This window comes from Cryobacterium ruanii, assembly GCF_004404055.1.
GTDB lineage: Bacteria > Actinomycetota > Actinomycetes > Actinomycetales > Microbacteriaceae > Cryobacterium > Cryobacterium ruanii.
This window is the reverse complement of the sequence record NZ_SOHK01000001.1, coordinates 68,614-92,792: the sequence shown is the minus strand read 5'-3', so window position 1 is coordinate 92,792 and position 24,179 is coordinate 68,614. Positions and strand designations below refer to the sequence as shown.

Below are 24,179 nucleotides of genomic sequence, written 5' to 3'. Positions count from 1 at the left end.
GCGCCTCACCCGAGACTGATCGACACGTTGTCGATCAGTCGGGTGGTACCGACCCGCGCGGCCACGAGCATCCGGGCCGGCCCGCGATAGTCGCTCGGCACCGCGAGAAAAGTTTCCGGGTGCACGATCACGAGATAGTCCAGTTTAACCAGCGACTGGGCGTCGATGCGCGCCTGCGCCGCGCTGAGGGCGGCAGCCGGGCCGGCGTACGCCGCATCGGCAGCCGCGGTGAGCCCGGCGAACAAAGCCTGCGCCGCCGAGTGCTGGGCATCGTCGAGATAGCGGTTGCGGCTGGACAGGGCCAGCCCGCTCGGCTCGCGCACGGTGTCGACGACGTCGATGGCCGTAGGCACATTGAGATCGGTGACCATTCGCTGCACGAGGAAAGCTTGTTGGCCGTCCTTCTGGCCGAACACCGCGGCGTCCGGCGTCACGATGCCCAGCAACTTCGCCACGACGGTGAGCATGCCGTCGAAGTGGCCGGGGCGCGCAGCCCCCTCGTAGAGGGAACCGACCGCGCCGGCGGTAACCCGGGTGTCACTCGCGCCGCTCGGGTACATTTCTCGAGCATCCGGCGCGAACACGAACGATATGTTCTCGGCCTCGAGAGCGGCGAGGTCGGCGGCGAGGGTTCGCGGATACCGGTCGAGGTCTTCGCCGGCGCCGAACTGCAGCGGGTTCACAAAGATCGATACCACCACGATGCCGCCGAGCGCGTGCGCCCGCCGCACGAGCGCGAGGTGTCCGGCGTGCAGGGCACCCATGGTCGGCACGAGCACGACACGGTTATCGCCGCCGGTCAGCGCCGCGCGGTCGCGGGCCTGACCCAGGCGATCATGCAGTTCGCCAATGGTTCCCAGAATTTCAGTGGTGCTCATTCGACCTCCCGGTCGTCGTCAAGCGGATGCTGCCGCTGCTCGATTTCGTCGAACCCCGCCAGGTCGAGTCGTTCGGGACTCGTGCGCGCCAGAGCGTTCTCCATCGCGGAGCGCAGCAGCGGACCAAGAATAGCGCCCGAATGCTCGAGGCCGATTCCGGCGAGCAGGCCGGTCGCCTGCTCGACGATCGAGGTGGAGAAGGCGGTGGCAATCTGGATGGCTTCGGCGTAGCTCGCGCGGTCGGCCTCGGCAATAATGAGCGGTTCGCCGCCCATCTCCACGGTGAGAGCCTGCCCGATCGGCAACACCGGGCCGGGCGCCGTCACGGCGAAGTAGCTGCCGGACAAGCGGGCCAGGTCGAGGCTGGTTCCGGTAAATGCCATGGCGGGGTGGATGGCGAGCGGAATGGCGCCAGCGACCTGTGCCGGGGCGAGCACAGCCGTGCCGTAGCGGGCAGAGGTGTGCAGCACGAGCTGGCCGGGCCGCCAGGTGTTCGTCGCGGCGAGGCCCTGCACGAGGCTCTCCAACTGGGCGTCGGGTACCGCGATGATGACCAGTTCGCTGCGTTCGACGATCTCGGGCACGGTCAGAATCGGAACGAGCGGCAGAATGGCTTCGGCGCGGTCCCGGCTGGCCCGCGAGATCGCCGAGATGCCGACGATCGCGTGGCCAGCGCCGGCGAGGGCTGCTCCCAGAATGGGGCCGACATGTCCGGCGCCGATGATTCCGACGCCAAGGCGTCCGGGCTTCGTGTTCATTCCGCTGCTTCCTGGGTTGGGGACGGCGTCTCCGCGCGGCTCCACTGGTGACTGGTGTCGGCGAGGGCCGAGCGCACCGCTCCCGTGGACATCCACTCGAAAAGAACCAGTGCTTCGTCAACGTCGATGACGCTGAGGGAGGCGGCTACCGGCCCGGAGACCGTGTGCAGGTCGGCCGACGCGAGGCGCAACCGCCGACGAACGGGTCCCTGGCTGATGCGCACGCCCTGCATCCGCGCGAGGGGCACGAGAATCAGGTCGCGCGAGATCACGCCGCGACGGATGAGGGCGACCTGACCCGACACCGCCCAGCCGGTGCGCCACCACGAGAAGGGCCTCAGCCAGGCGGCGCGGGCGGGGGCGTTGCTGTAGAAATCGGCGACACCGGCGTTGCGCCGGCGACCGCCGAGCAGGCCGTTTTCGACCAGGGCGCGATGCGTGTCGGTGTCGAACGCAGGCAGCGCCAGCTGAAGCACTTTTTCGACGTCGGCGAGAGTACCGACCGGCAGGATGGTGGAGCTGGTCGCGGGCGTCGAGCTGCGGCCGGATGCCTGACCGGCCGTGTTGATGCTGACCCGCCACCAGCCGAACCGGCGCCAGAGAATGGGCTGCGACACCTTGATCGCGTGGATGCGCCCGGGCGGCAGGGTCTGGCTGCTCGTGGACAGCAGGCCGAAGCCGACCCGCACACCGTCTGGGGTGCCCGCAATGCTGAACCGCAGTGTCTTGGTGATGCGGGAGAAGTAGTAACCGACGCTGCCGATGAGACCCGGCAGCACCGCCACGAGCACCCAGCCGCTGCTTCCGGCGATCACGCTGACGATGAGACCGATGCCGGCCAGAAGGAGAAAGACGGTGAAGCCGCTGAGCACGACCGACCCGACCAGACGGCCCGGCGGAATGCGCACGATGGATTCGGGCGGGGCGGCATCGGGGTCCAGTTCCGGAGCGCGAAACTCGCGGTAGCGAGCGGCCGCAAAGTCGCCGAGCGCCGAGTGGGCGGTCGGCGCGGTGGCCGGGCCGATCAGGGGCGGCGCGGTGGCCTCCTGCAATCCGGGTACGTCGGCGGGCGGCCTGGCCTGCCGCAGTCCGGAGGCGAGGTGCAGGATGTCGCGGCGCAGGTCATCCGCTAGTTTCGAACCAAGGTAGGCGAGCTGCACGTTGCCGTCCTGCCCGGCGACGGCGATTTCCAGCCGGGCGGCTCCGAACATCCGGGGGATCAACGGCCGGGCCAGGTTGACACCCTGCACCCGGTCGAGGCGCGCCTTGCGGTTGCTGCGAAAAACAACGCCGCTGCGCACTTCGACGATCTCGCCCGTCACCCGAAACGTGTGCATGAGCCAAGAGAGGTAGAACACGACGATGATGACCAGAAGCACCACGGCGAGGATCAGCAGGGCCCAGCCGGTGGCTCCGCGCTCGTAGATCGCGTCGATCGGATCGCCGCGATAGTTCTCTTCGCCCATGAACAGGTCGATGAGTCGTTCGCGCAGGTTGGCGATAATGAAACCGATGATAGCCACCATGAAGATGCCGCCGCGCAGCAGCGGTGTCGCCGGGTGGAGGTGGTGCCATTCACCGTCGGTGAGGTCGGTGCGCGGCGCCGCAAGTACCGGCCGGGCGGAAGCGACGGGCTCGCTCACAGCCCAGCCCGGCGACTCTCCGCGAGTTCCACCAGGCGGTCACGCAGGCCCTCGGCATCGGCTTCGGCGAGCCCGGGAATGGATACCCCGGCGGTGGCCGCGGCGGTCACGAACTTGAGATCGGCCAAGCCGAGCCACCGGGCGATCGGGCCGCGGGTGATGTCAATGAGCTGCATGCGCCCGTAAGGGACCGCGACAAAGCGTTGAAAAAGGATCCCGCGGCGAAACAGCAGGTCATCTTCGCGAAGCAGGTACCCGATGGACCGCACCCGGCGCGGTTCGAATACGAGATTAATGATCGACACGACCAGCACAGCGAGGCCGACCCAGAAGGCCCAGGTCGCATCGAGCAGCAGCCAGAGCAGGCTCGCTCCCCCGCACACGACGACGGCGTTGACGATGGTGCCGACGATCTCGACCAGGACGTACTTCGGGGAGACGCGCATCCATTCCCCGGCCTCGGCCAGTTCGAGCCGCGCAGCCGGTTCGGCCACATCGTGCCGAACGGGCGGCCGCGCAGCCGGCGGGTTCACTTCGGGCAATTCAGGCACGGGTACCTCCGGACACATCGGCGTCGTCGTTACGGTCATCGTCGGGGGGCAGGGTGCAGAAGTGTTCGGCCACGAGACCAGCCGTGAGCATGAGGGCCGCGCCGACGGCCGTGCCGATCGCGAGCCACAGTGATGTGACAGCGGGCACCACCGACCGGGTGAGAATGTACAGCACGAGACCGAGGGCGGCGCCGAGCAGCAGCGAAGCCGACAGCGACGTTGCTTTCGACAGTACAGCCACCCGCATGGCCCAGAACGGATCGATGCGGCGCAGCGCCTTACGACGGCTGCCCTGGCGCACCTGCCACGCCAAACTCACGACGACTGCGGCCAGCAGGATCAGCGTCAAAGGCAGGGTCACCGGCGGAACGACGATCGGAGCACCGGACGCCGCGAAGGCGATCTCGAGCAGAAAGCCGATCACGAGACCGATGAGCAGAACGGCTAGCAGCCCGGTCGTCTGCGAGCGCTTCATCGCCCGGCTCCCGGTACCAGAGCGGGAGCATCCGCTGCCCGGCGCACCGTGGTGCCGGTCGCGACGAGCAGGTCACGCACCAGACCACGGCCGGGAATGACGGCCGCCTCGTCGAGGTCGAGCCACGGGGCCAGGACGAAGTCACGCTCCGCCGCACGGGGGTGTGGCAGGGTCAAGCGGTCGTCGTCGACGGTCAGTTGGCCGAACACAATAAGGTCGATGTCGAGGGTGCGGTCACCCCAGCGTTCGGCACGCACCCGGCCGTGCCTGGCCTCGATGAAGTTGACGGCGTTGAGCAGGGCGTGCGGGTCGCCGCGCCAGGAGAGGGTCAGCACCGCATTGAGGTAACGCGGTGCGCACTCGTCGACGCCGTCCAGTTTCACCGCCGCGGATTCATACAGGGGCGACACGACGACGTGCGCGGCTCCTGGCAGTTCGGCGATGTCCTGCACGGCACGGGCGAGTGTGGCCGCCCGATCGCCGAGATTGCTGCCGAGCGCCAGCACCACTCCATGGACGGGCCCGGTCATGACCGTGACCGGGTGATCTGAACGGCCACGTCGGTGAACGGAACCGAGATGGGAGCCTGCGGTTTGTGCACCGTGACCTGCACGCGCAGCGCTGGGGGGTGGGCCAGCACAACCTGGGCGATGCGTTCGGCGACGGTTTCAATCAGGTCGACCGGGTTGTGCCGAGCCGCGTCGGTGACCTCCTCGGCTAGTTCGCCATAATGGATGGTCTGGGTCACGTCATCGCTCGCAGCCGCGACCAGCAGATCCAGCCAAACGGTCACGTCGATGACAAAATCCTGGCCGTTTTTCTTCTCGAAGTCGTAGACGCCGTGGTGGGCGTTCACCCGCAGGCCGGTGAGGGTGATCGAATCAGTCATGGGTCCAGTGTGACGCACGCGCCGCGCCGCCCGGCACGTGCTGCCCGCCGTGAGGCGTTGACTGCCCTACACTCGCCAGCACGTTCAGAGCCGTGCGCGTCGCCGCAACGTCGTGCACCCGCACTGCCCAGGCACCTGCCTGGGCAGCCAGCACGCTGACCACGGCGGTGGGCAGGTCTCGGTCCCGAACCGGTGCGCCGACCGGCAGCACTTCGGCGAGAAAACGCTTGCGTGACGCCCCGACCATGACGGGTAGACCGAGTTCGGCGAAGGCGTCGAGCCGGTTCAGGAGCTGCCAGTTGTGTTCGGTTCTCTTGGAGAATCCGAGTCCGGGGTCGAGCACGATCCGATCCCTGGCCACTCCGGCCACGGTCAACGCGTCGACGCGGGTGCGCAGCTCGGCGATGACGTCGGTTACCACGTCGCCGTAGTCGGCGAGGGTGTCCATCTGCTGCGCGTGCGCGCGCCAGTGCATGACCACGTAGGTGAGGCCGGTCTCGGCGACGACAGCCGCCATACCCGGGTCGGCGAGCCCGCCGGACACGTCGTTGATCACGCTCGCGCCCGCTTTCGCCGCCGCGAGGGCGGTGCCGGCATTGAGCGTGTCGATGCTCAACCGCAGGCCCTGCCGGGCGAGTTCAGTGACCACCGGAATGATCCGTTGCTGCTCCTGTTCCGGCGCCACGCGGGTGGCACCGGGCCGGGTGGACTCACCGCCCACGTCAATCAGGTCGGCACCCTGGGCGTGCAGCAGCAGTCCGTGCTCGATGGCGGCATCCGTTGACGCCCACTGGCCACCGTCGCTGAAAGAGTCGGGGGTGACGTTGAGCACGCCCATGACGAGCGTCATTCGCCGGCGGCAATCAGCGCGATGATCTCGGCGCGGGCCGTCGGTTCGGTCAAGGCTCCGCGCGAGGCCATGGTCACCGTTGAGCTCGCACTCTGCCGCGGGCCGCGGGTGCCGACGCAGCCGTGCACGGCGTCGAGCACGACGAGCACGCCGAGCGGGTCGAGGCCTTCGTGCAGGGCGTCGGCGATTTCCTCGGTGAGCCGTTCCTGCAGCTGGGGCCGGGCGGCGATGGTCTCTACGACGGCGGGCAACCGGCCGAGGCCGACGACGCGGTCCCGAGGCAGGTAGGCCACGTGGGCGATTCCGAGAAACGGCAGCAGGTGATGTTCACAGATCGAGCGAAAGGCGATGTCGCGCAGCAGCACAAGTTCGCCGGTGCTCTTGCCGACCGGAACGAAGTCCAGCAGAAGCTCTTGCGGATTCTGGCCGAGCCCGGCGAAGAACTCGGCGTAGGCATCCGCTACCCGCCGCGGGGTGCTCTCCAGACCGACCCGCTCCGGATCCTCACCAATTGCAACGAGAATCTCGGCGACGGCCGCCTGGATGCGCGCCCTGTCCACTGCCACGGGCGCCTAGGCGGTCGCGGGGCGGGGGTTGCGGGCCGGCGCGCGCTTCGGTTTGGCAGGGGCGGCGTCGCCGCTGGAGATGCCACCGTCAACGGCGGCGCCGTCGATTGGCGCCTTGGGAGCGGGCATCGCGATCGGCGGCATATCGGAGACGGGGCGCTTGTCACTGGACAGCCATTGCGGGCGCGGCGGCAACTTCTCGACATTAGTGAAGATCTCGGCCAAGGCGGTCTGGTCGAGCGTTTCGTGCTCGAGCAGGGCCGATGCGAGGCTGTCTAGGATGACGCGGTTCTTGATCAGCACCTCGTAGGCCTCGTCGTGGGCGTCTTCGAGCAGCTGGCGTACTTCGCGGTCGACGCTCTCGGCGACGCTCTCCGAGTAGTCACGCTGGTGACCCATGTCGCGACCGAGGAAGACCTCGCCCGAGCCCTGGCCCAGCTTGAGCGGGCCGACGACCGCGCTCATGCCGAACTCGGTGACCATTTTGCGGGCGGTCGCCGTGGCTTTTTCGATGTCGTTGGAGGCGCCGCTGGTCGGGTCGTGAAAAATGATCTCTTCGGCGACGCGGCCGCCCATGGCGTAGGCCAGCTGGTCGAGCAGTTCGTTGCGCGTGACCGAGTAGCGGTCCTCGAGAGGCATGACCATCGTGTAGCCGAGGGCCCGTCCGCGCGGCAGGATGGTGATCTTGGTCACCGGGTCGGTGAAGTTCATCGCGGTTGCCACGAGGGCGTGACCACCCTCGTGGTACGCGGTGATGAGCTTTTCCTTGTCGCGCATGACGCGAGTGCGACGCTGCGGTCCGGCCATCACCCGGTCGACGGCCTCGTCGAGCGCGCGGTTGTCGATAAGTTGGGCATTGGACCGCGCGGTGAGCAGCGCGGCTTCATTGAGCACGTTGGCCAGGTCGGCACCGGTGAAGCCAGGCGTCTTGCGGGCGAGCACCTCGAGGTTGACACCCTCGGCCATCGGCTTGCCCTTGGAGTGCACCTCGAGGATGCGCTTGCGACCGAGCATGTCGGGTGCGTCGACGCCGATCTGCCGATCGAATCGGCCCGGGCGCAGCAGGGCGGGGTCGAGAATATCCGGTCGGTTGGTGGCGGCGATGAGAATGACGTTGGCCTTCACGTCGAAGCCGTCCATCTCGACCAGCAGCTGATTGAGGGTCTGCTCACGTTCGTCGTGGCCACCGCCCATGCCGGCACCACGGTGTCGGCCGACGGCGTCGATCTCGTCGATGAAGATGATGGCTGGCGCATTCTCCTTGGCCTGGCTGAACAGGTCACGAACACGGCTGGCGCCGACGCCGACGAACATTTCGACGAAGTCGGAACCGCTGATGGCATAGAACGGCACGTTGGCCTCGCCGGCCACGGCGCGGGCGAGGAGGGTTTTGCCGGTACCGGGAGGGCCGTACAACAGCACGCCCTTGGGAATTCGGGCGCCGACCGCCTGGAATTTTGCCGGCTCCTTGAGGAAGTCCTTGATTTCTTCAAGCTCCTCGATGGCCTCATCGGCGCCGGCGACGTCGGCGAAAGTGACCTGGGGGCTTTCCTTCGAGACGAGCTTGGCTTTGGACTTGCCGAACTTCATTACCTTGCTGCCACCGCCCTGCATCGAGATCATGAGCCAGAAAAAGGCACCGATCAGCAATACGGGCAGCAGAAAGCTGAGCACGCCCAAGACCCAGTTGGGCTGCGGCACCTCGTCGGTGAAGCCGTCTTTCGGGTTCGCTGCGGTCACCGCGGTGATGATCTCCTCGCCGCGCGGGGCGACATAGTAGAACTGCACCTGGGTTCCGAGGTCGCCGCTGGCCTTGGTCAGCGTGAGGTCGACGCGTTGTTCGCCGTCGACGATGGTGGCTTCGGCGACGTTGCCCGACTCCAGGTAGGCGAGACCTTCCTGTGTGCTGACCTCGCGAAATCCGCTCATAGTGATGAGGCTTGACCCCACCCAGACGGCGATGACGGCGAGCACAATATAGAGGATCGGGCCGCGGAGTAGCTTCTTGGCGTTCATGGTGACCTCAGGCTAGCGCTCGATTACAAGGGAAAGCCGTGTGTTCGCCCAAAGGAAAACTCACGCGCTGGTGCGGGTCGAAGCTAGAGCGCGGCTGCGGCGACCGTGGAATACACGTGCGGGGCCAAAATGCCGACCGAGCGCAGGTTGCGATACTTCTCGTCATAGTCGAGGCCGTAGCCGACCACGAACTTGTTCGGAATGTTGAAACCCACGTATTTCACGTCGATGTCGACGCGCGCGGCGTCCGGCTTGCGCAGCAGCGCACAGATTTCAATGGATGCCGGACCACGGGTTTTCAGGTTTGCCAGCAGCCACGAGAGGGTCAGGCCGGAGTCGATGATGTCCTCGACGATGAGCACGTTACGGCCGGACAGGTCGGTGTCGAGGTCCTTCAGGATGCGCACGACCCCGCTTGACTGCGTGCCGCTGCCGTAGGAGCTGACGGCCATCCAGTCCATGGTGACCGGGAGATGCAGTTCGCGCGCCAGATCGGCCATGACCATGACCGCTCCCTTGAGCACGCCGACCAGCAGCAGATCGGTGCCAGCGTAGTCGACCTCGATCTGACGTGACATTTCGGCCAGGCGAGCACGAATCTGCTCCTCGCTGATCAGGATCTCGGTGAGGTCGCCGTCAATGTCGCGAGGTTCCATGCGGAGAGATCATTCCTTTGTGTCAAGTGGGTCCAGGCACGGAGAAGATCAAAATACCGCCCTGCCGTTCAACTCTAATACCTGGCAGGCTGAGCGCCCCCTGTCCGTGCCAATCCGTCACGAGCGCCGCCACAGCAAGGGTCTGTCCTCGATCCAGCCACACTCCAAGGCTTTCCTCAGCCCCGAAGCGAATCATTCGTTGTCGCACCGCCGCCGGCTGTGCCGCGAGCACGGCCGCCGCTACCTGATCATGAGCCCAGTGGGCGCGCAATAGCGTGCGCGCCAGTTCGTCAAGCGCATCGGAGTCCTCCCGCAGCGCCTCTGCCGTGCGGGCAAGCGCGAGGCCGACGCCCGGACCGAGCTCACTTTCGAGCGTCGGCAGCACCGTTTCGCGCACCCGCACCCGGGCATAGCGCGGGTCGAAATTCTGCGGGTCGCTCCACGGTTCAAGGCCAGCATCGGCGCAGAATTGCCGGGTTGCTGCCCGACGGATGCCCAGCAACGGTCGCAGAATCGGTCCCGTTCGCGCTGCCATGCCCCGCAGACTCGTCGGTCCGGAGCCGCGGGCGAGTCCGAGCAGCACCGTTTCCGCCTGATCGTCGAGGGTATGGCCGAGGAGCACACCGCTCGCCCCGGTCTGCTCGAGGGCCGCGTCGAACGCCGCATACCGGCTCGTGCGCGCCGCGGCTTCCGGGCCCGTTCCCTCGTCACGGACGGTCACTCCCAGCACGAGAACCGGGTCGAGGCCGAGCTTGCGAGCGGTCTTTGCGGCCCGCGCCGCGACATCCGCTGAACCGGTCTGCAGGTTGTGGTCGACGATGACCGCGCCGGCACGGATGCCCGCCCGCCCGGCCTCGAAGGCGGTCGCCGCGGCGAGGGCGAGCGAATCGGCACCGCCGCTGAGGCCGACCAGCACGAGTCCCTCGGCCGGCAGCAGCGTGCGCACGGCCCGGCGAATATCGGCGATGGCCGGAGTAAGGCGCGGGCGGCGGGTGGATTCCATCCAGTAACGTTATCGGCAGACTTAGATCAAGGGAGAAACACAGCCATGGCCGAATATGACGCAGTCATCGAAATCCCTCGCGGGAGCCGCAACAAGTACGAGGTGGACCACGAAACAGGTCGGGTCTATCTCGACCGCGTGCTCTACACGAGCTTCATGTACCCCACCGACTACGGCTACTTTGAGAACACTCTGGGTCTCGACGGCGACCCCGTCGACGTTCTCGTACTGCTCGACTACCCGCTCTTTCCAGGCGTCGGCGTCTCCGTACGCCCCGTCGGCGTGTTCAACATGACCGATGACGGCGGTTCCGACGCCAAGGTCATCGCCGTTCCGGCCGGCGACCCACGCTGGGACCACATTCAGGACGTCCTCGACATCCCGGAGTACACCCGCAAGGAAATCGAGCACTTCTTCGAGCACTATAAGGACCTCGAACCCAACAAATGGGTCAAGACGGAGGGCTGGGGCGACGCTGCCGAGGCCAACCAGATCGTCGTCGACGGCATTGCCAAGCTCGCTGAAGAGGGCCACTAACCCTCGAGGTCTCGCGCGTCTGTGAAAAGGTCGCAAATCGACGCATATCGGGCCCTGGATGGTCGATTTGCGCCCCCTGACCGCGAAGTCCTGGGCGGGTAATTGGAAGAGGGCTTCTGTCATCGGCTACACGGCGGCAGAAGCCCTCTGCTATCGGGGGTCCTTTTCTCGGCCGCTGATCGCGCCCGGCAAGCTGGTGGCGTTCAGAACTGCAAAACTGCCTGCCGAAAACTTCGAAATCGACCGTGCGGTACCCCACCGGTTTCGTTGGAATCTCCGCAGTTGTAGCCGATCACTTTCCGAATGACCGAACTCAGGATCAGCTACAAGACACAGAACGCCGTATCAGGCGGCCGGACGACCGACGTAGGGGGCAACGGCCCAAGACGACCAGATGCTATGCACCCGCACGCGGGCGGAGGGGTTGGGGGCTTCAAGAATCTGGCCGTTGCCCGCGTAGATCGCCACGTGATAGTAGTTACCGGGGCTGCCCCAGAACACCAGGTCGCCCACCTGAACCTGGGCGAAGGAGACGAGCTTTCCCTGCTGGGCCATGGTGATGTACTGGTTCGTGGCCGAGTGGGAGCCGATGTAGACGCCGGCTGCAGCGTAAGCGGCTTTGGTCAGTCCTGAGCAGTCCCACGCATCGGGGCCGGAACCGCCGAAGACGTAGCGGTCGCCGAGCTGGTTGCGGGCGAACGCGAGCGCCGCGTCGACGACGCTCGCGTTGGGAGCGGCGACCGGTGCGGACGGTGTCGCCGGTGTCGCCGGTGTCGCCGGTGTCACCGGGGTGACCGGTGTGACCGGTGTCACCGGGGTGAACGGTGTCACCGGGGTGACCGGTGTCACCGCCCCCGAACCGGAACCGGAACCGGAACCCGAACCCGAACCGGAACCCGAACCCGAACCCGAACCGGCTGGTGCGGCGGCTGCATCCCGCGCGGCCTGCGCTGCCGTGGCAGCCGCTACTGCGGCGGCGGATGCCTGCGCCTGCGCGAACGCGACAGCCGCGGCGGCAGCGTCCTCTCCGGCGTGAAAGGTGCGTTCGGCCTCAGCCGTGGTGTCTTTGAGTAGGGCAAGCTGTTCGAAGAGTTCGCTTGATCTACGTTGCTGGGTGTCGTAGGCCGCCTCAGCTGCCACCGAGCTCGCCGTTGCTGCCTCGAACGTGGTCCTGGATTCTTTGGTGAGGCGTTCGCGTTCCTCGGTCGCCGATGCGGCCTGCTCACCCAGGGACTCGGCCGCATTCTTGTCCTGCACGGCCTCGGTGTAGATCTGCTCCGATTGTTCGCTGAGCTTGCTGGCCGTGCCGAGCTGGCTGAGCAGGTCATCAGCGCTGTTGCCGTTCAGGAACAGGTTGAGTGACAGTCCGCTGGCGCCGGATTTGGCGAGGTGCGCGGCGATGAGGCCGGCGCGCATCTTGGACGTTGCCGCGGTGGCTTCGGCTGTTTCGGCCTGGTCGTTAAGGCTAGTTTCCCGTGTGGTGGCGGCATCTAGGGCATCCTGCGTCACGCGGTAGGCCTCGGCCGCGATCTGCGCGGTCGTCACGGTCTTTGCGGCCTCGGCCGCCAGACCGTCGAGCAGTTCCCCGAGAGTCGCAATCTCGGCCTGCTTCGTCGACTCGTTCTGCTTGGCCTTTTCGACGTCGTTCCAGCTCGGATAATCGGGAGCGGCGAAGGCAGCCCCGCCGACGGCAACGGATGCTGTAACCGCCGACACCGCGCCGATCGCCACTGCGGAGAGCAGCCGCTTCGACGTGGTGCGAACCCGTGCCGCGTGGGTCGAGCTCGGTACGTTTGTAGTGCTCTTAGCCAAGTGATGCTCCCCGGTCGGCCATAAATGGAACGGGATTGATGCGGTTTCCACCAATCCAGACTTCGTAGTGAAGGTGGCAGCCGTTGGCCGCGCCGGTGTCGCCGGAACTGGCAATCAGCTGCCCGGCTGCAACCGACTGGCCGACGGCCACGTTGTAGCCGCCGTTTTGAATGTGGGCGTATCCGGTGGACACGTTGTCGCCGTGGCTGATTTTCACGAAGTTGCCGTAGGTGCCGAGAACACCGGCCCAGGTGACGACGCCGGCGTGGGCGGCGTAGATGGGCGCGCCGCAACCGGTGCCGAGGTCGGTGGCGTAGTGGAAGCTCCCGCTGCACTGGCCGCCGTTGCCGCAAATGGTCGAGCGGGGGCCGTAACCGCCGGTGATGCGCCCACTGGCCGGAACGCCCCAGCCCGACATGCTCACCGACCCGCCGGAGCCACCGCCGCCGGCAGCGGCCGCCGCGGCTGCTGCCGCGCGAGCCGCCGCCGCCTCAGCGGCGATCCGGATGACTTCGAGCCGGGCACGTTCGGCCACGCCGGCTTCGTACCCGGCCGTCGTCGTGGCCTGGGCGTCGCGCATGAACTGCAGCTGCTGCTCCAACTCGATGCCCTTGGCTTCGGACTCGGCGAGGGCGTTCGCCGCTGCCTCGGCGGCGGTCTGGGCTGCGGCGAGCGCGGCTTCGGCGACAACCCGCAGGGTTTCGCGTTCAGTCTGGGCGATCTTGGCCTGGTCGCCGAGCGATTGCGCGTTATTGGTGGCGGACTGCGCCGATTCGTAAACGTCGGAGCTTCGCTCGACAAGCTTGCTCATGTTGCCCAGCTTTGCCAGCAGCAAGTCGGCGTCTGCACCGTCACCCTGCCCCTCGAGAAAGAGGTTCACGCTGAGATCGGTACCGCCGGTGCGGTAGAGCTGGGCGGCGAGCTGACCGGCCTGCTTGGTCGCGGCATCCGCCGTGGCCTTGCTGGTGTCGGCCTGGGTCTGGATATCTTCGGCGCGGCGGGTGGCGTCATCAAACTCCTGCTGGGCGATCTCGAGTTCGGTGGCGCTCTTCTCTGCCGCGGCCTGGGTCTCCTGCACCTGCACCTGCAGGCCGGCGATGAGATTCTCGATGGCGGTCACCTGTGCAGCGGCCGAGGCGGTGTTCGCCTTGGCATTCTGCAGGTCCTGCCAGGACGGGTAATCTACGGCCCTGGCCGGCGCGACCGGGCTCACAAGGGTGACCAGCAGAGTCATCGCCGCCATCATGCTAGTCAGTGCCGCGGTGTGCCTGGGCCACCGATTGGTCACACGCAAACGGCGGGCGGGCGTGTCAAATCCGGGGCCGGTCACGGTTCTCATACGAATCATTGTTTCCCAACAGGCTTATAGCAGTCGCCGCGTGCGCCGAGGCAGACTCTTCAGAGTAACAAGGTGGGCGCGACTCGCCCAGCCTTACCGGCGAATCTAACCCGGGAAATGGTCGCTGGCCCGCCCATTTACGGGCGCGGTGCGAACTCGTGAAGCACGATATTCATCATTCGAGCGGATGCCGCGCGCGCCGATTTGGCCTCAGCCCCACAAGACCGTATGCTTACTTTTCGGCAGCCATGAACATTGTGGCTCACGGCCCCATCGTTTAGCGGCCTAGGACGGCGCCCTTTCACGGCGTTAACACGGGTTCGAATCCCGTTGGGGCTACGAAAACTGCACGAGAGTGAAATGTAGCAAAAAAAAATAGAATAGTCTTACCAAGTGCCTCGCACACAGATTCACATTTTTACATCGAGGCCCTGTAGCGCAGTTGGTTAGCGCGCCGCCCTGTCACGGCGGAGGTCGCCGGTTCAAGTCCGGTCAGGGTCGCAAAGGCAATAGCCCTTTCGAAAGGAAGGGCTATTTTCCTTAGAAGAGGCGTTCTTGACGCAGCTTTGGGGCCCTGTAGCTCAGTTGGTAGAGCGTTCGACTGAAAATCGAAAGGTCACCGGATCGACGCCGGTCGGGGCCACCACCGCCACTCCCTAGGAAACACTGGGGAGTGGCCATTTTTTATGCCCATTTTCGGGGCTTCTTTCGGCTCCGTGATCACTCTGTGGCCACATTTTGGACACAATTGACATCATTTTGCCTTGGTTTGGCTGTGGCAACAGCAATCAGGTCCTCATCGAAGAGGTCCGCAGATACATCCAAGGTCACCGCAGCAGATGAATGTCCGAGCATGCGCTGAACCGCCTCAACACTAGCTCCGACCGAGACCGCCAGGTTCGCCGCTGTGTGCCGAAGATCATGAGGAGTCACCTTCAGAAATTCTGGGTCCTCCATCTGGACTCTTGCTAGTGCAGGGTTGAACGTCCGATTCCGAAAGTTTCCGTTGCGCAGGACTCCCCCATCCAGTGCCGTATAAACGAGGTCATTGGCACGTCGATCCTGGCAGCGCGACTGAAGCGATTCCTCGAGGAAATTGGGGAAGGGAACCGAGCGCCGGTCGTGTGACTTGGGCGTGCCCCAGATGACCCGTCCACGTGGGTCGGACACGGCTTCGGCAACTTTATGATCCCCGACAAAATGAGGTGAATCTGCCGGAGAGTTGAAGGCGCGAGATTCACCGCGAGGGCAATCACCCATTCCTGCACATCGCCGTGAGCTACCGCACCCAACCGAGTTTGCCCCCATCGGGGAAGTACGTGCTTATCGAGACTGTGCCGGTATGACGAACGCGTTGTTGGCTTCAGTTGCACTTGAGCGCGAAACCACTGCTCGCTCCATTCCTTCACGTCGATTCGAGCCTTCGTTGGATCAACCCACTCGCCGCGGTCTTTGGACACTTCGACGCCAGTGAACCCTCATTTCAAGAGGGCCCGCTGTCTGAGATATCCGCAGCAGCTCAACTCCCGGCCGAGACAACCTCGGGGTCGACAGCTAGGTTGCCGATGATGATGCGTGTGGACACGCGTGCTTCTCCTTTAATAATGTTAAGAGGGGCCGTCTACCGGCCCCCTACAGGGTCAGAAATCGGCCCCCTGACTTGCCTCGCCGCGGAAGCAAAATGACGTACGATTCGTGCCGCCGGACAGTCCCCGGTTTGGCGCTATCGACGTGCAGATTGAACTCCGCGGCCTGACCCCGGCCGCCGCTCCGGACACGTTCCACCGAGCCCAGAGCGACGAGTTCCGCGACGGCGCGTTTGACAGCGTGGGCCGCTGGCTCGGACCCGTTTTTCGAAGCCAGGTAGCCCAAAGCGATCGCGGAAGATTCTCGGGTGGCGTAGTAGTCGCCGCCCGGGTTATCGCCGTCGTCCCAACATTCCAGCGCCATGTGCAGCAACAGCCGGGCCGCCGCATGACCCAGACCCATGCGCGCGGCCAGCAGAACGGCGCCGTTAGCCGCGCCAGTCAACTCTCGAACATCGCCAACCCCATGATCTGCTGCCAGCACGGGAGCAGCGGATTGCGCCGCATTTCTACTCCGCCACTGACAACTAGGCGCTAATGGCGGCTACCCGGCTTCTAAAGCCGCCGTTGCGTGCCGCACGTGGCGGCACCTCGGTGTCCGGGACGATGTTGCGCAGATATTCGGCGAAGCCGCGCACAATACTCAGCCGTTGACGTCGCCAGACCGGGTGGGCGTTCGCGGGCTGTGTCGCGCGCTGATGTGCAGCAAGAGCAGGAGTTGGATGGCTGACATCACCACGATCAGCCCCGCCAGGTAATGGCAGGCGGGGCCGTTACATCCCCACTGTTTGGCGGTCGTCCAAAACGCCACAAAAAGGGTCCACAGCGACCCATTGTTCGGACTGTGAAGCTCGGATTACGGCATCCGTTATGTAGGCTGCACGCAGTCCGTCTTCGAAGGTGGGGAGTCCGGTCGGTCTCTCTCCGTCCTCGTTTGCAAACGATTGGTACGCATCTCCCATGAACACGTTGAAGGCGTCCTGATACCCGCTGGGGTGTCCGGCGGGGAGAGGTGAGACGCGCCTGGCGTCCTCATGCTCGATTCCAGATGTCCCCCTGGTGATTATTCTGTTCTCACGCAGTCCGCCGACCCAAAACGAATCCGGATTCTCCTGGTTGAACTCAAATGAACTCTCGGAGCCTTCGAACGAGAACCACAAGCGGTTCTTACGTCCTCGCGATATTTGGCTCACTGTGACCGTCCCTGCCGCACCCCGATCAGTTTCGAAAACGACTGTCGATGCATCTTCGGTGCCAACTCCCCTAATGCGCGCGTCTCCGCCTCTTTGCTCGTATGCTCGCAGGAATTTTGCGCTGAGGCGTGTAATGCGGTGACCGGTGACAAACTCCATGAGGTCGCACCAGTGCACTCCAATGTCAGCGAAGGCCCGGGAATCGCCGCCCTGGGCAGCGTCGACCCTCCAGTTGGTGTCCGTCTTAGTGGCTAGCCAGTCCTGCAAGTAGGAACCGTGTAACAAGTGCAGTTGCCCTGCTTCGCCGGCGTCGATTCGACCGCGGATCTCTCGAACGGCCGAGTAGTAGCGATAGACGAAAGGTACGGCCGTCGCAACGGATGCGCGGGCTGCCGCGGCAACCAAGGACTTCGCATCACTCAGGCTTGTCGTGAGTGGTTTCTCACACACGACTGATTTCCCGGCGCCTATCGCTGCGTGAGCCAGCTGAGCGTGGAGGGCGTTGGGGGTGCAGATGTGAATGACGTCGATGTCCGGAGCGTGGATGAGATCCTCAGCAGTCTTAAATCGCTGGCTGATTCCGAGACGATCTGCGGCACGATAAGTGCTGTCTCTGGTGGAGCTGTTGATCCCACTTGCATGATGCCCGTTTGCTCGAATTGCCCGGGCATGCACTTCTGCCATGAAGCCACCGCCGATGATTCCGGCTCGCAATCTCCTGCGCTCATTCACTTAAACTCCCTCGTTGCTGACCTTCGAAAACCGTTCTGGCGGGCGCCGAGCGAAGATTGATCACCCGGCACTCGCCAGTTGCTCGGTCACACAGAAGGGCTCAACTTGCCGGTGACACGATCCAGAATGGGAACATCGGTCCACAGGCCGGTCGAGGCGGATTCCAAAATCGCCTCGTCGATAAGTGCTACCTGGTATCCATCCGCAAAGTCGGGACGCACTTCCGTGCCATTGACCACGGCGTGGAAGAAGTCGTGCGCTTCAATGATTTTGGTTTCGCTGTACCCAATACCCAACGCGGGGATCGGCCACAGTGCGGCACCGTTTGGATGATTCGGCCCCGTATATACGGTTCTGAATCCTCGACGGTCGTCCTGATCTGATTTGAAGCAAACCTGAAGCTCATCGCGGTTTTCGTAGTTGAAGTAGATGGATCCTTCTGATCCATGCACTTCCACCGTGATGAAGTTGTTCCGTCCCCATGCGTTTCGCGTGGCTTCCAGTGAGCCGATTGCACCCGATGCGAACCTCACGAGCGTCAGTACTTCGTCTTCGACGTCTACGACCCCCTTGGGCCCGGTTGCAATCTTGGAATTCCCCAGACTGTCCGTTCCTGCGGACTGGATCGGTCGCTCGGGAATGTACGTCTTGGTCATCGCCGTTACCGACGTGATGTCGCCAGCGAGATAGCGCGCGATGTCGACAACGTGCGTGAGAATGTCACCCACCGCCCCGGAGCCGGCAATCGACTTCTGGAAGCGCCATGACAGCGGCGCGTTCGGGTCTGCGGACCAGTCCTGAAGATAGGTTGCCCTGACGTTCAATATGTCGCCGATCGCGCCCTCGTCGATGTAGCGCTTTGCTAGGGCGACGGCAGGAGTACGCCGATAGTTGAACGCCACCATGTTGGTGACCTTCGCTTCCCGCGCCGCCTCGTACATGGCCTTTGCCTCGTCGACAGTGCGGGCTATCGGCTTTTCGCAAATCACATGCTTCCCGGCCCGAAGTGCCGCAATCGCGACATCAGCGTGAAGATGGTTCGGAGTTGCGATATCAACGACGTCAATGTCCGGGTTTTCCACCACCGTTCGCCAGTCGTCCGTCGAGTACTGGAACCCGAATCGGTTCGCCGCGTCGGCCGCGAGCTCCGGCGTCGCCTCCGCCATTGTGTGCTTGACCGGGAGGAACTCCGACGGCCAGTAGAACATCGGCACGCCCGAATATGCGAGCGAGTGAGCTTTGCCCATAAACCCGCCGCCGATCAACCCCACATTGATCTTCTGCATCTGTGCTCCAAGTCTCGTTTTAGCGGTCGGCGATGGTGGTCTGCGCGGCGGCGTTGGCTGCGCACATAGGCACTGTCATGTCGGTGTAGAAATTGTCCTGGGGGTCCTTGACACCCCAGCCGCGACCCAGGTTTTCGATGTAGCCACACCAGTGCCAGCCGATGATCCATGGCTCCTGCATGATCGTTGCCAGACCGTTCGCATAGTCCTGTCCGCGCTCCTCGTGCGTTTCCATGTCGCTGGTGCGGTGTGGATTCATCGCGGTGGGCACCCAGTTGCCGATATCGGCGATCAATACGGGTTTGCCGGTGAGCTGCTGCCAGTTGCGGAGATCGCCGATCATCGTCGCGTATTCCTCCGGGGATTTGCCGGTGAAGTACTGAACGGAAAGAACGTCAACATAGTCGGTCATCGCGCGGAGGACCACTTCGGGGATGCCCTTGTTGCCGTTGTAGCGGTCGCCCAAAATCAGGTGGTTTGGGTCATAGCGACGAATGGCCTCGGTGACTGTCTTGTAGTACTGCCGTGCCACGTCGTACAACTTGGCGTCGTGCTCTTCGGGGGACAGGCCGTCGAAGCCTGGCCAGAACCGTCCCGCCGCGTGGGGGATCCACCCGGGGATGTCGACAAGGAAATATCCGATGAGGTTTGAGCTGGCCTTGTGATCGGAGGTCATGCGCCGCGCGAGCCAGTCCGCATACTTGGCGAAGTCTTCGCCGTACACGTCGCGGTATGCGGGGTGGCCATTCCAGTCTTCGATTTCCTGCACCCGGAGCTGCACGACATAGGGCATACCCGCCTCCAGTAGGTCGCGATCGGGCCACGGATGCGAGTGGCCAAGATCGACGGGGTCACCGAACCAATCGAGCGCCTCGCCCCACCCCCCGCTGATGTACTGGCTTGTCCAACCGATGGTGTTGAAGTTCAAGGACTGCAAGTCGGTGACAACGCCCTGTTCCCATTTCTGCCGAGATCCATATCTTTCATTCCACACGTCGACATTGTGGGGGTATCGCAAATCCGAGTCGTCGATGTGGTTCACACCGAGGGACACGAACGGCTTTCCCTCGGGATCAATGAAGCTCCATGATCCGGTTGCGCTCTGCGCAACGGTGAAGAAACGAGTTCCTGGGTTTTCTGGAGTGGCCATGATCTGATCTGTCCTTTCCGACATGATTATCGTTTTTTGCTCAGCGAAACGGCGGCGATGATGATGATCCCCTTGATGATCTGCTGAACTGAGGAGCTGACCCCCATCAACACCAGGCCGTTGTTCATGATTCCGATGATGAGCGAACCCGCAAGAACGCCGATTATTGTCCCGCGACCACCGAACAGACTCACGCCGCCCAGGATCACTGCGGCGATCACATCCAGTTCAAGACCGCTACCCAGGTCGGGTCGCGCCGCGTGCGCAATGCCGGTGAAGAGCAGCGACGCGAGACCCACAAGAGCGCCGGTGATAACAAACGAAGAGATGATGGTGCGCTGGGTGTTGACTCCCGTGAACCGGGCCGCCTGAGGGTTGCCTCCCGTTGCGAAAACACGAAGTCCAAAGATGCTTTTATGGAGAACAACGACACCGATGGCCACGATCACGAGGGTCCAAATGACGGCGATCGGAAGTCCCAGGAAAGTACTTTCTCCGAAAATCTGGAAGTACGTGGGGTTAGAAATCAGCACTGGTTTGGTGTCGGTGATGAGCAGGGCGATGCCACGAGCTACCCCCAGCATTCCCAGAGTGACAAGGAAGCTCGGCACTCCAAGTTTCACCGTTACCAAACCATTGAGGAACCCAAATACGACACCTACTGCGACTGCGGCGAGAGCACCGAGAAGCCAGAAGTTGACAACGTATTGCATAACCAGTGCCGATGCCATACCGCAAAGCGCGAAGACGCTTCCGACGGATAAGTCGATCTGGGCGTTGATAATCACAAAGGCCATACCCACTGCGACGATTGAGACCGTCGCAGTTTGCCGGCCAATATTGGCCACGTTTTGCGTTGTCATAAAATACGGCGACGCAAACGCGAAGAAGACGATTAGTGCCGCTAATGCGATGTAGACGAAATATTCCCTAATGAAGTCGCCGCCCGACCTGCCGCCAAATCGCGGCTTAGTGGCGGCGCTAGCGCTAATCGCGTTCATGGCTCTTAATCACCCTTTCGTTTAATGCCGAGTAAATGTATTGATCTGTCGTTTCTGCGGTGACGGGTTCGGGCTCGCTCATGGTCGTCGACGTCATGAAGTAAATCTCGTCACACAGTTCCTGAAGCTCGACAAAGTCAGACGACACCACCAGAACTGCAGCGCCTTCCTCAGCAAAGCGATGAATTACCTTGTAGATCTCCTGTCGCGCACCGACGTCAACACCTTGCGTTGGTTCGTCGAGCAGCAACACGCGAACGCCTGGTTGCATCCATTTTGCGAAGACGACTTTCTGTTGGTTGCCACCCGAAAGCGACTGCACGGGACTTCCCATCGATACCGCTTTAATTTGCAGCGTGTCGATAAGTCCACGCACCAGGGTGCGAGCCGCCCCGTCGTCCATGAGCGGCCCGCGACGGAGCGCCTTGGAGTGCGCGAGTGCGAGATTACGCAGGATTGAGTGCTGCAGAATGACGCCAGATTGGTGCCGATCCTCCGGAACCAACGCGACGCCTGCGCTCACGGCCTGCGCTGTGCTCTTGAAGGAGACCGACTTGCCATCAAGTCGGATATCGCCCGCGCTGCTGCGCCGGACCCCGGCAATTGTCTCAAGCAGCTCAGTTCGTCCCGTACCGATGAGTCCTGCTATGCCGACGATCTGTCCCGGGGCGACTGTCAGGCTGATATTCGAGAAGCGGTCGCCAGAAAGCATGGAGACCTGGAGCCTGGGGCCGTCCGTCAGTTGAGCTTCGTCGGCTGGCACATATCGGTCGAAGTCTTGCGCAGAAGGCCCAACCTCATCCGTCTTTGTTCCAGTAATGACGCTCACAAGCGATTTCATTTCCATGTCGGAAACTTGCGCCGTGAGCACCTTCCGGCCGTCCCTGATCACCGTGACTCTGTCAGCGAGTTCGAATACTTCCGTCAGTCGGTGTGTGACGTAAATGATCCCAACGCCCGCCTTTTGAATGTCGCGGATGCTTTTGAATAGGAGCAGCTGGTCGGCCTTTGTCAGTGTTGAAGTCGGCTCATCCAGGACCAGGACGCGCGCGTTTCGATGGATCGCCTTGGCGATCTCGACTAGTTGGCGTGAGGCCACCGAAAGGTTCTCGACGGGCTCTTCAGGACGAATGTTTAACCCCAGTCGGTCCGTGAGGACCTTTACGATCCGATTCATCTCCCCGGTTCGCACCAGACCAAGCGCGTTATGGATCTCATTGCCGAGAAAGATATTTTGGGCAACTGTCAACGCGGGAATCAGACTGAGTTCTTGAAAGACAGTGGCGATGTCTCCCGAAGTTCGAGGACGACCATCAACTTCGACAGAACCTTCATCTTGGGGCTGCACACCGTCAAGGATTTTAATGAGGGTGGACTTGCCTGCCCCATTAGGACCAAGAAGGGCGTGTACCTCCCCGGCTTTGAGGTCGAAGTCGACATCCTTGAGTGCGTAGATGCCGCTGAAGAGCTTGCTCAGGCCGGTCGCTTGTAGGAGCGTGCCCGTCTCCTCGCTGTCGGAGCCGGACTGTGCATTGGGTGCACTCATCAGGAAACCTTTCGCCTTTGGGGGGTCGACCATGGGTGGATCATCGGGCGCTACTTGCCGCAGATTCCGGAAGCTTTGCAGGCGTCGACAATTTCCTTTGGCGCGTCCGTGCGGAAGATGCTCTTGTAGCTTTCGAGGAGATTCCCGGGCGTTACTGCAACGGATGGCAGTGCAACCCACGCGGGTGCCGAGTTGCCAATGAGGGCGTTGGCAGCGGCCAGAGCTTCCGCTTCGCCCTGATCATAGGGACGCTGAGCGCCGATCGCTTTGATGTAGCCGTTGCTGGCCATATCCACGCCATCCTCGGTACCGAGGTCGACCGTCGTGATGGGAAGGGTGACTCCTGCGTTCCTCAGCGAAGCTACCGACTGCATGGCAGGAGAATCCCAAATAATGAAGAGGCCCTTGATATCGGGGTTTGCCGTGACGAAGTTGGCCGTAGTCGGACCCACAGCGTTCGTGTCGGTGAAGCCCACCTCTTTGACTTTCACGTCCGGCCGATTATCGGCGAACCACTCCTTGACTCGCAGGGTGCGTTGGTTTGTCGTGTAAAAATCGACAGCAAAATCGACAATCCCGGCTACACCGTCCTTCGGGATGTACTTGGACAGGGCGGCCGCTGCGATTTCCCCGTTACCCTGGTTGTCGGGTGCCACCACTGATTGGTAGTCGGCGGGGTAGGTCAATCCGGCGGCAGGCATGTGAATAAAAATGAGCTTGATGCCTGCGGCCGCGACCTGTTTGTACGCCTGCGCTGTTGCGACATCGTCCGTCGGAATGCTGATGATGACATCCGGCTTCTTCGTGATCAGGTTTTGAAGATCGGAAATCTGTTGCTGTACATCGAACTTCGCATCAGTTACCCCAATCACCTTGATTCCCAGGGAATCAAAGGTCGTTTGTATCCCCTGAAGGGTGAGGCGCGACCAGTCGATATCCATGGTGTTCATCGAGATCGCAGCAGTGAACTTGCCTGCCTTGACCTTGGCTTCGTCAGCTGCGCTCAACTTAAGCGCGTCAACGTTTTCCGGCACTTCCCCGTTCTTTCCTTTGCCCACGATGCCCTGTGGCGTTATGGAGGCGGCATCGATGACAACCGCAGCGGACTGCGGCGTGGATGTCGTGCTCGTGGCGCAGCCCGACAGCAGCATCGCCAGGGCGGAAACTGCGCAGGTGAAGAGCACGGCTTTGGTATGGGACTTGATCATGGGGGTTGCTGCTTCCTGTGATGATCTTGGGATCTGGGGTGGGTTTGTTTAGGGGGATGCGAGGTATCGCTTGCTAATCTCTGCGGCTGTTCGGGGTGCCCGTCGTAATGGGCGAGTTCCACCATCAACCAGCTGTGGCCGGACGTGCTTGGAGCGCGAACAAGGGCGGTGACGTCGAGAACACCTTCCCCGAGGGCAGGCACCTGCCGGCACCTGGGCCCCAGTCCATAAGGTGATTACGTGCAACGCGGTCAGAGAACTGTTCAATCAGCGCAGCTGTATCCCGCCGCCTGCCGCCAGTTGAGCGGTGCCCAGGCAGAAGACGATCGTCGAGATCTCCCTAGGTTCGATAAGAGCCCCCGGGCCTTCTAAAGGAGAGCCGAGATGCGGGTGACACCGCCTCAGGTGATCATCGAAAAGCCGAATTTCATGGAAATCTGCTTCTACCTCATTACTTGCATCAACTCCGCTTTGGGGCAGGGTTCTATGTTTCGCACTTCCGGG

Annotated in this window: 23 protein-coding genes, 3 tRNA genes and 1 pseudogene; 4 read left to right on the top strand and 23 right to left on the bottom strand. The window is 63.1% G+C overall.

Going from position 1 to position 24,179, the window contains the following annotated elements; genetic code table 11:
* Positions 1-5: 5 nt before the first annotated feature.
* The 12 genes from panC to tilS form a co-directional block, all read right to left on the bottom strand.
* Positions 6-878: a pantoate--beta-alanine ligase gene (panC, locus tag E3T47_RS00425; protein WP_134553688.1), complete on the bottom strand. Its 873-nt coding sequence runs from the start codon at positions 876-878 to the stop codon at positions 6-8.
* Positions 875-1,636, bottom strand: coding sequence for a Rossmann-like and DUF2520 domain-containing protein (locus E3T47_RS00420; protein ID WP_134553687.1), 762 nt, complete (start codon positions 1,634-1,636; stop codon positions 875-877). The genes panC and E3T47_RS00420 overlap by 4 nt, the downstream gene beginning before the upstream one ends.
* The gene (locus E3T47_RS00415) at positions 1,633-3,279 is read right to left on the bottom strand and encodes a PH domain-containing protein (protein WP_134553686.1); all 1,647 of its coding nucleotides are present in this window, start codon (positions 3,277-3,279) and stop codon (positions 1,633-1,635) included. The genes E3T47_RS00420 and E3T47_RS00415 overlap by 4 nt, the downstream gene beginning before the upstream one ends.
* Positions 3,276-3,830: a PH domain-containing protein gene (locus E3T47_RS00410; RefSeq protein WP_422386457.1), complete on the bottom strand. Its 555-nt coding sequence runs from the start codon at positions 3,828-3,830 to the stop codon at positions 3,276-3,278. Before E3T47_RS00410 ends, E3T47_RS00415 begins: the two co-directional genes overlap by 4 nt.
* Complete coding sequence (locus E3T47_RS00405; RefSeq protein WP_134553685.1) at positions 3,823-4,305, bottom strand: DUF3180 domain-containing protein; 483 nt, start codon at positions 4,303-4,305, stop codon at positions 3,823-3,825. The genes E3T47_RS00410 and E3T47_RS00405 overlap by 8 nt, the downstream gene beginning before the upstream one ends.
* On the bottom strand, positions 4,302-4,835 hold the full coding sequence (gene folK, locus E3T47_RS00400; RefSeq protein ID WP_134553684.1) for a 2-amino-4-hydroxy-6-hydroxymethyldihydropteridine diphosphokinase: 534 nt from the start codon (positions 4,833-4,835) through the stop codon (positions 4,302-4,304). The genes E3T47_RS00405 and folK overlap by 4 nt, the downstream gene beginning before the upstream one ends.
* Positions 4,832-5,194 carry a dihydroneopterin aldolase gene (folB, locus tag E3T47_RS00395; RefSeq protein ID WP_134553683.1) on the bottom strand — a complete coding sequence of 121 codons (363 nt, stop codon included), beginning with the start codon at positions 5,192-5,194 and terminating at the stop codon, positions 4,832-4,834. The genes folK and folB overlap by 4 nt, the downstream gene beginning before the upstream one ends.
* The gene (gene folP, locus E3T47_RS00390; protein ID WP_134553682.1) at positions 5,187-6,044 is read right to left on the bottom strand and encodes a dihydropteroate synthase; all 858 of its coding nucleotides are present in this window, start codon (positions 6,042-6,044) and stop codon (positions 5,187-5,189) included. Before folP ends, folB begins: the two co-directional genes overlap by 8 nt.
* Positions 6,041-6,610 carry a GTP cyclohydrolase I FolE gene (folE, locus tag E3T47_RS00385; RefSeq protein WP_134553681.1) on the bottom strand — a complete coding sequence of 190 codons (570 nt, stop codon included), beginning with the start codon at positions 6,608-6,610 and terminating at the stop codon, positions 6,041-6,043. The genes folP and folE overlap by 4 nt, the downstream gene beginning before the upstream one ends.
* Positions 6,611-6,616: 6 nt before the next feature.
* On the bottom strand, positions 6,617-8,626 hold the full coding sequence (gene ftsH, locus E3T47_RS00380) for an ATP-dependent zinc metalloprotease FtsH (protein ID WP_134553680.1): 2,010 nt from the start codon (positions 8,624-8,626) through the stop codon (positions 6,617-6,619).
* Between the two features lie 83 nt (positions 8,627-8,709).
* Positions 8,710-9,282 carry a hypoxanthine phosphoribosyltransferase gene (gene hpt / locus E3T47_RS00375; RefSeq protein ID WP_134553679.1) on the bottom strand — a complete coding sequence of 191 codons (573 nt, stop codon included), beginning with the start codon at positions 9,280-9,282 and terminating at the stop codon, positions 8,710-8,712.
* Positions 9,283-9,304: 22 nt separating this feature from the next.
* Positions 9,305-10,285 carry a tRNA lysidine(34) synthetase TilS gene (gene tilS / locus E3T47_RS00370; RefSeq protein ID WP_134553678.1) on the bottom strand — a complete coding sequence of 327 codons (981 nt, stop codon included), beginning with the start codon at positions 10,283-10,285 and terminating at the stop codon, positions 9,305-9,307.
* A 45-nt stretch (positions 10,286-10,330) separates the two neighbouring features.
* On the opposite strand from tilS, the gene ppa reads away from it, so the two are divergent.
* Positions 10,331-10,822 carry an inorganic diphosphatase gene (gene ppa, locus E3T47_RS00365; protein ID WP_092106945.1) on the top strand — a complete coding sequence of 164 codons (492 nt, stop codon included), beginning with the start codon at positions 10,331-10,333 and terminating at the stop codon, positions 10,820-10,822.
* 345 nt (positions 10,823-11,167) lie between these two features.
* Here ppa and E3T47_RS00360 read toward each other — a convergent pair whose 3' ends face one another.
* Both E3T47_RS00360 and E3T47_RS00355 read right to left on the bottom strand, forming a co-directional pair.
* On the bottom strand, positions 11,168-12,634 hold the full coding sequence (locus tag E3T47_RS00360) for a C40 family peptidase (RefSeq protein ID WP_241981819.1): 1,467 nt from the start codon (positions 12,632-12,634) through the stop codon (positions 11,168-11,170).
* The gene (locus tag E3T47_RS00355; protein WP_241981818.1) at positions 12,627-13,973 is read right to left on the bottom strand and encodes a M23 family metallopeptidase; all 1,347 of its coding nucleotides are present in this window, start codon (positions 13,971-13,973) and stop codon (positions 12,627-12,629) included. Before E3T47_RS00355 ends, E3T47_RS00360 begins: the two co-directional genes overlap by 8 nt.
* A gap of 266 nt (positions 13,974-14,239) precedes the next feature.
* Between E3T47_RS00355 and E3T47_RS00350 the strand changes: the two genes are divergently transcribed.
* The 3 genes from E3T47_RS00350 (at position 14,240) to E3T47_RS00340 (ending at position 14,619) form a co-directional block, all read left to right on the top strand.
* Positions 14,240-14,312, top strand: a tRNA-Glu gene (locus E3T47_RS00350).
* Positions 14,313-14,400: 88 nt separating this feature from the next.
* Positions 14,401-14,474 (top strand) — tRNA-Asp (locus tag E3T47_RS00345).
* A gap of 69 nt (positions 14,475-14,543) precedes the next feature.
* Positions 14,544-14,619, top strand: a tRNA-Phe gene (locus tag E3T47_RS00340).
* Between the two features lie 74 nt (positions 14,620-14,693).
* Here the strand turns inward: E3T47_RS00340 and E3T47_RS16700 are convergent.
* The 9 genes and pseudogenes from E3T47_RS16700 to E3T47_RS00295 form a co-directional block, all read right to left on the bottom strand.
* Positions 14,694-15,233: a site-specific integrase gene (locus tag E3T47_RS16700; protein ID WP_166805563.1), complete on the bottom strand. Its 540-nt coding sequence runs from the start codon at positions 15,231-15,233 to the stop codon at positions 14,694-14,696.
* 5 nt (positions 15,234-15,238) lie between these two features.
* Positions 15,239-15,382, bottom strand: a pseudogene (locus tag E3T47_RS16695) (tyrosine-type recombinase/integrase); the annotation flags it as partial.
* A 223-nt stretch (positions 15,383-15,605) separates the two neighbouring features.
* Positions 15,606-16,043, bottom strand: coding sequence for a hypothetical protein (locus E3T47_RS00325; RefSeq protein WP_134553675.1), 438 nt, complete (start codon positions 16,041-16,043; stop codon positions 15,606-15,608).
* Between the two features lie 289 nt (positions 16,044-16,332).
* Positions 16,333-17,484, bottom strand: a complete 1,152-nt coding sequence (locus tag E3T47_RS00320) for a Gfo/Idh/MocA family protein (protein ID WP_241981817.1) — start codon at positions 17,482-17,484, stop codon at positions 16,333-16,335.
* A gap of 86 nt (positions 17,485-17,570) precedes the next feature.
* Positions 17,571-18,770 (bottom strand): levoglucosan dehydrogenase, encoded by a 1,200-nt coding sequence (locus tag E3T47_RS00315; RefSeq protein WP_134553674.1) that lies wholly within the window; start codon positions 18,768-18,770, stop codon positions 17,571-17,573.
* Between the two features lie 19 nt (positions 18,771-18,789).
* Positions 18,790-19,920, bottom strand: a complete 1,131-nt coding sequence (locus E3T47_RS00310) for an agarase (RefSeq protein ID WP_134553673.1) — start codon at positions 19,918-19,920, stop codon at positions 18,790-18,792.
* 26 nt (positions 19,921-19,946) lie between these two features.
* A complete protein-coding gene (locus E3T47_RS00305; RefSeq protein ID WP_134553672.1) occupies positions 19,947-20,921 on the bottom strand; it encodes an ABC transporter permease in 975 nt (324 codons plus the stop codon).
* Entirely contained in the window at positions 20,908-22,467 is a 1,560-nt protein-coding gene (locus E3T47_RS00300) for a sugar ABC transporter ATP-binding protein (protein WP_166805562.1), read from the bottom strand. Before E3T47_RS00300 ends, E3T47_RS00305 begins: the two co-directional genes overlap by 14 nt.
* A gap of 50 nt (positions 22,468-22,517) precedes the next feature.
* Positions 22,518-23,675 carry a substrate-binding domain-containing protein gene (locus tag E3T47_RS00295; protein WP_134553670.1) on the bottom strand — a complete coding sequence of 386 codons (1,158 nt, stop codon included), beginning with the start codon at positions 23,673-23,675 and terminating at the stop codon, positions 22,518-22,520.
* Positions 23,676-24,179: the final 504 nt, after the last annotated feature.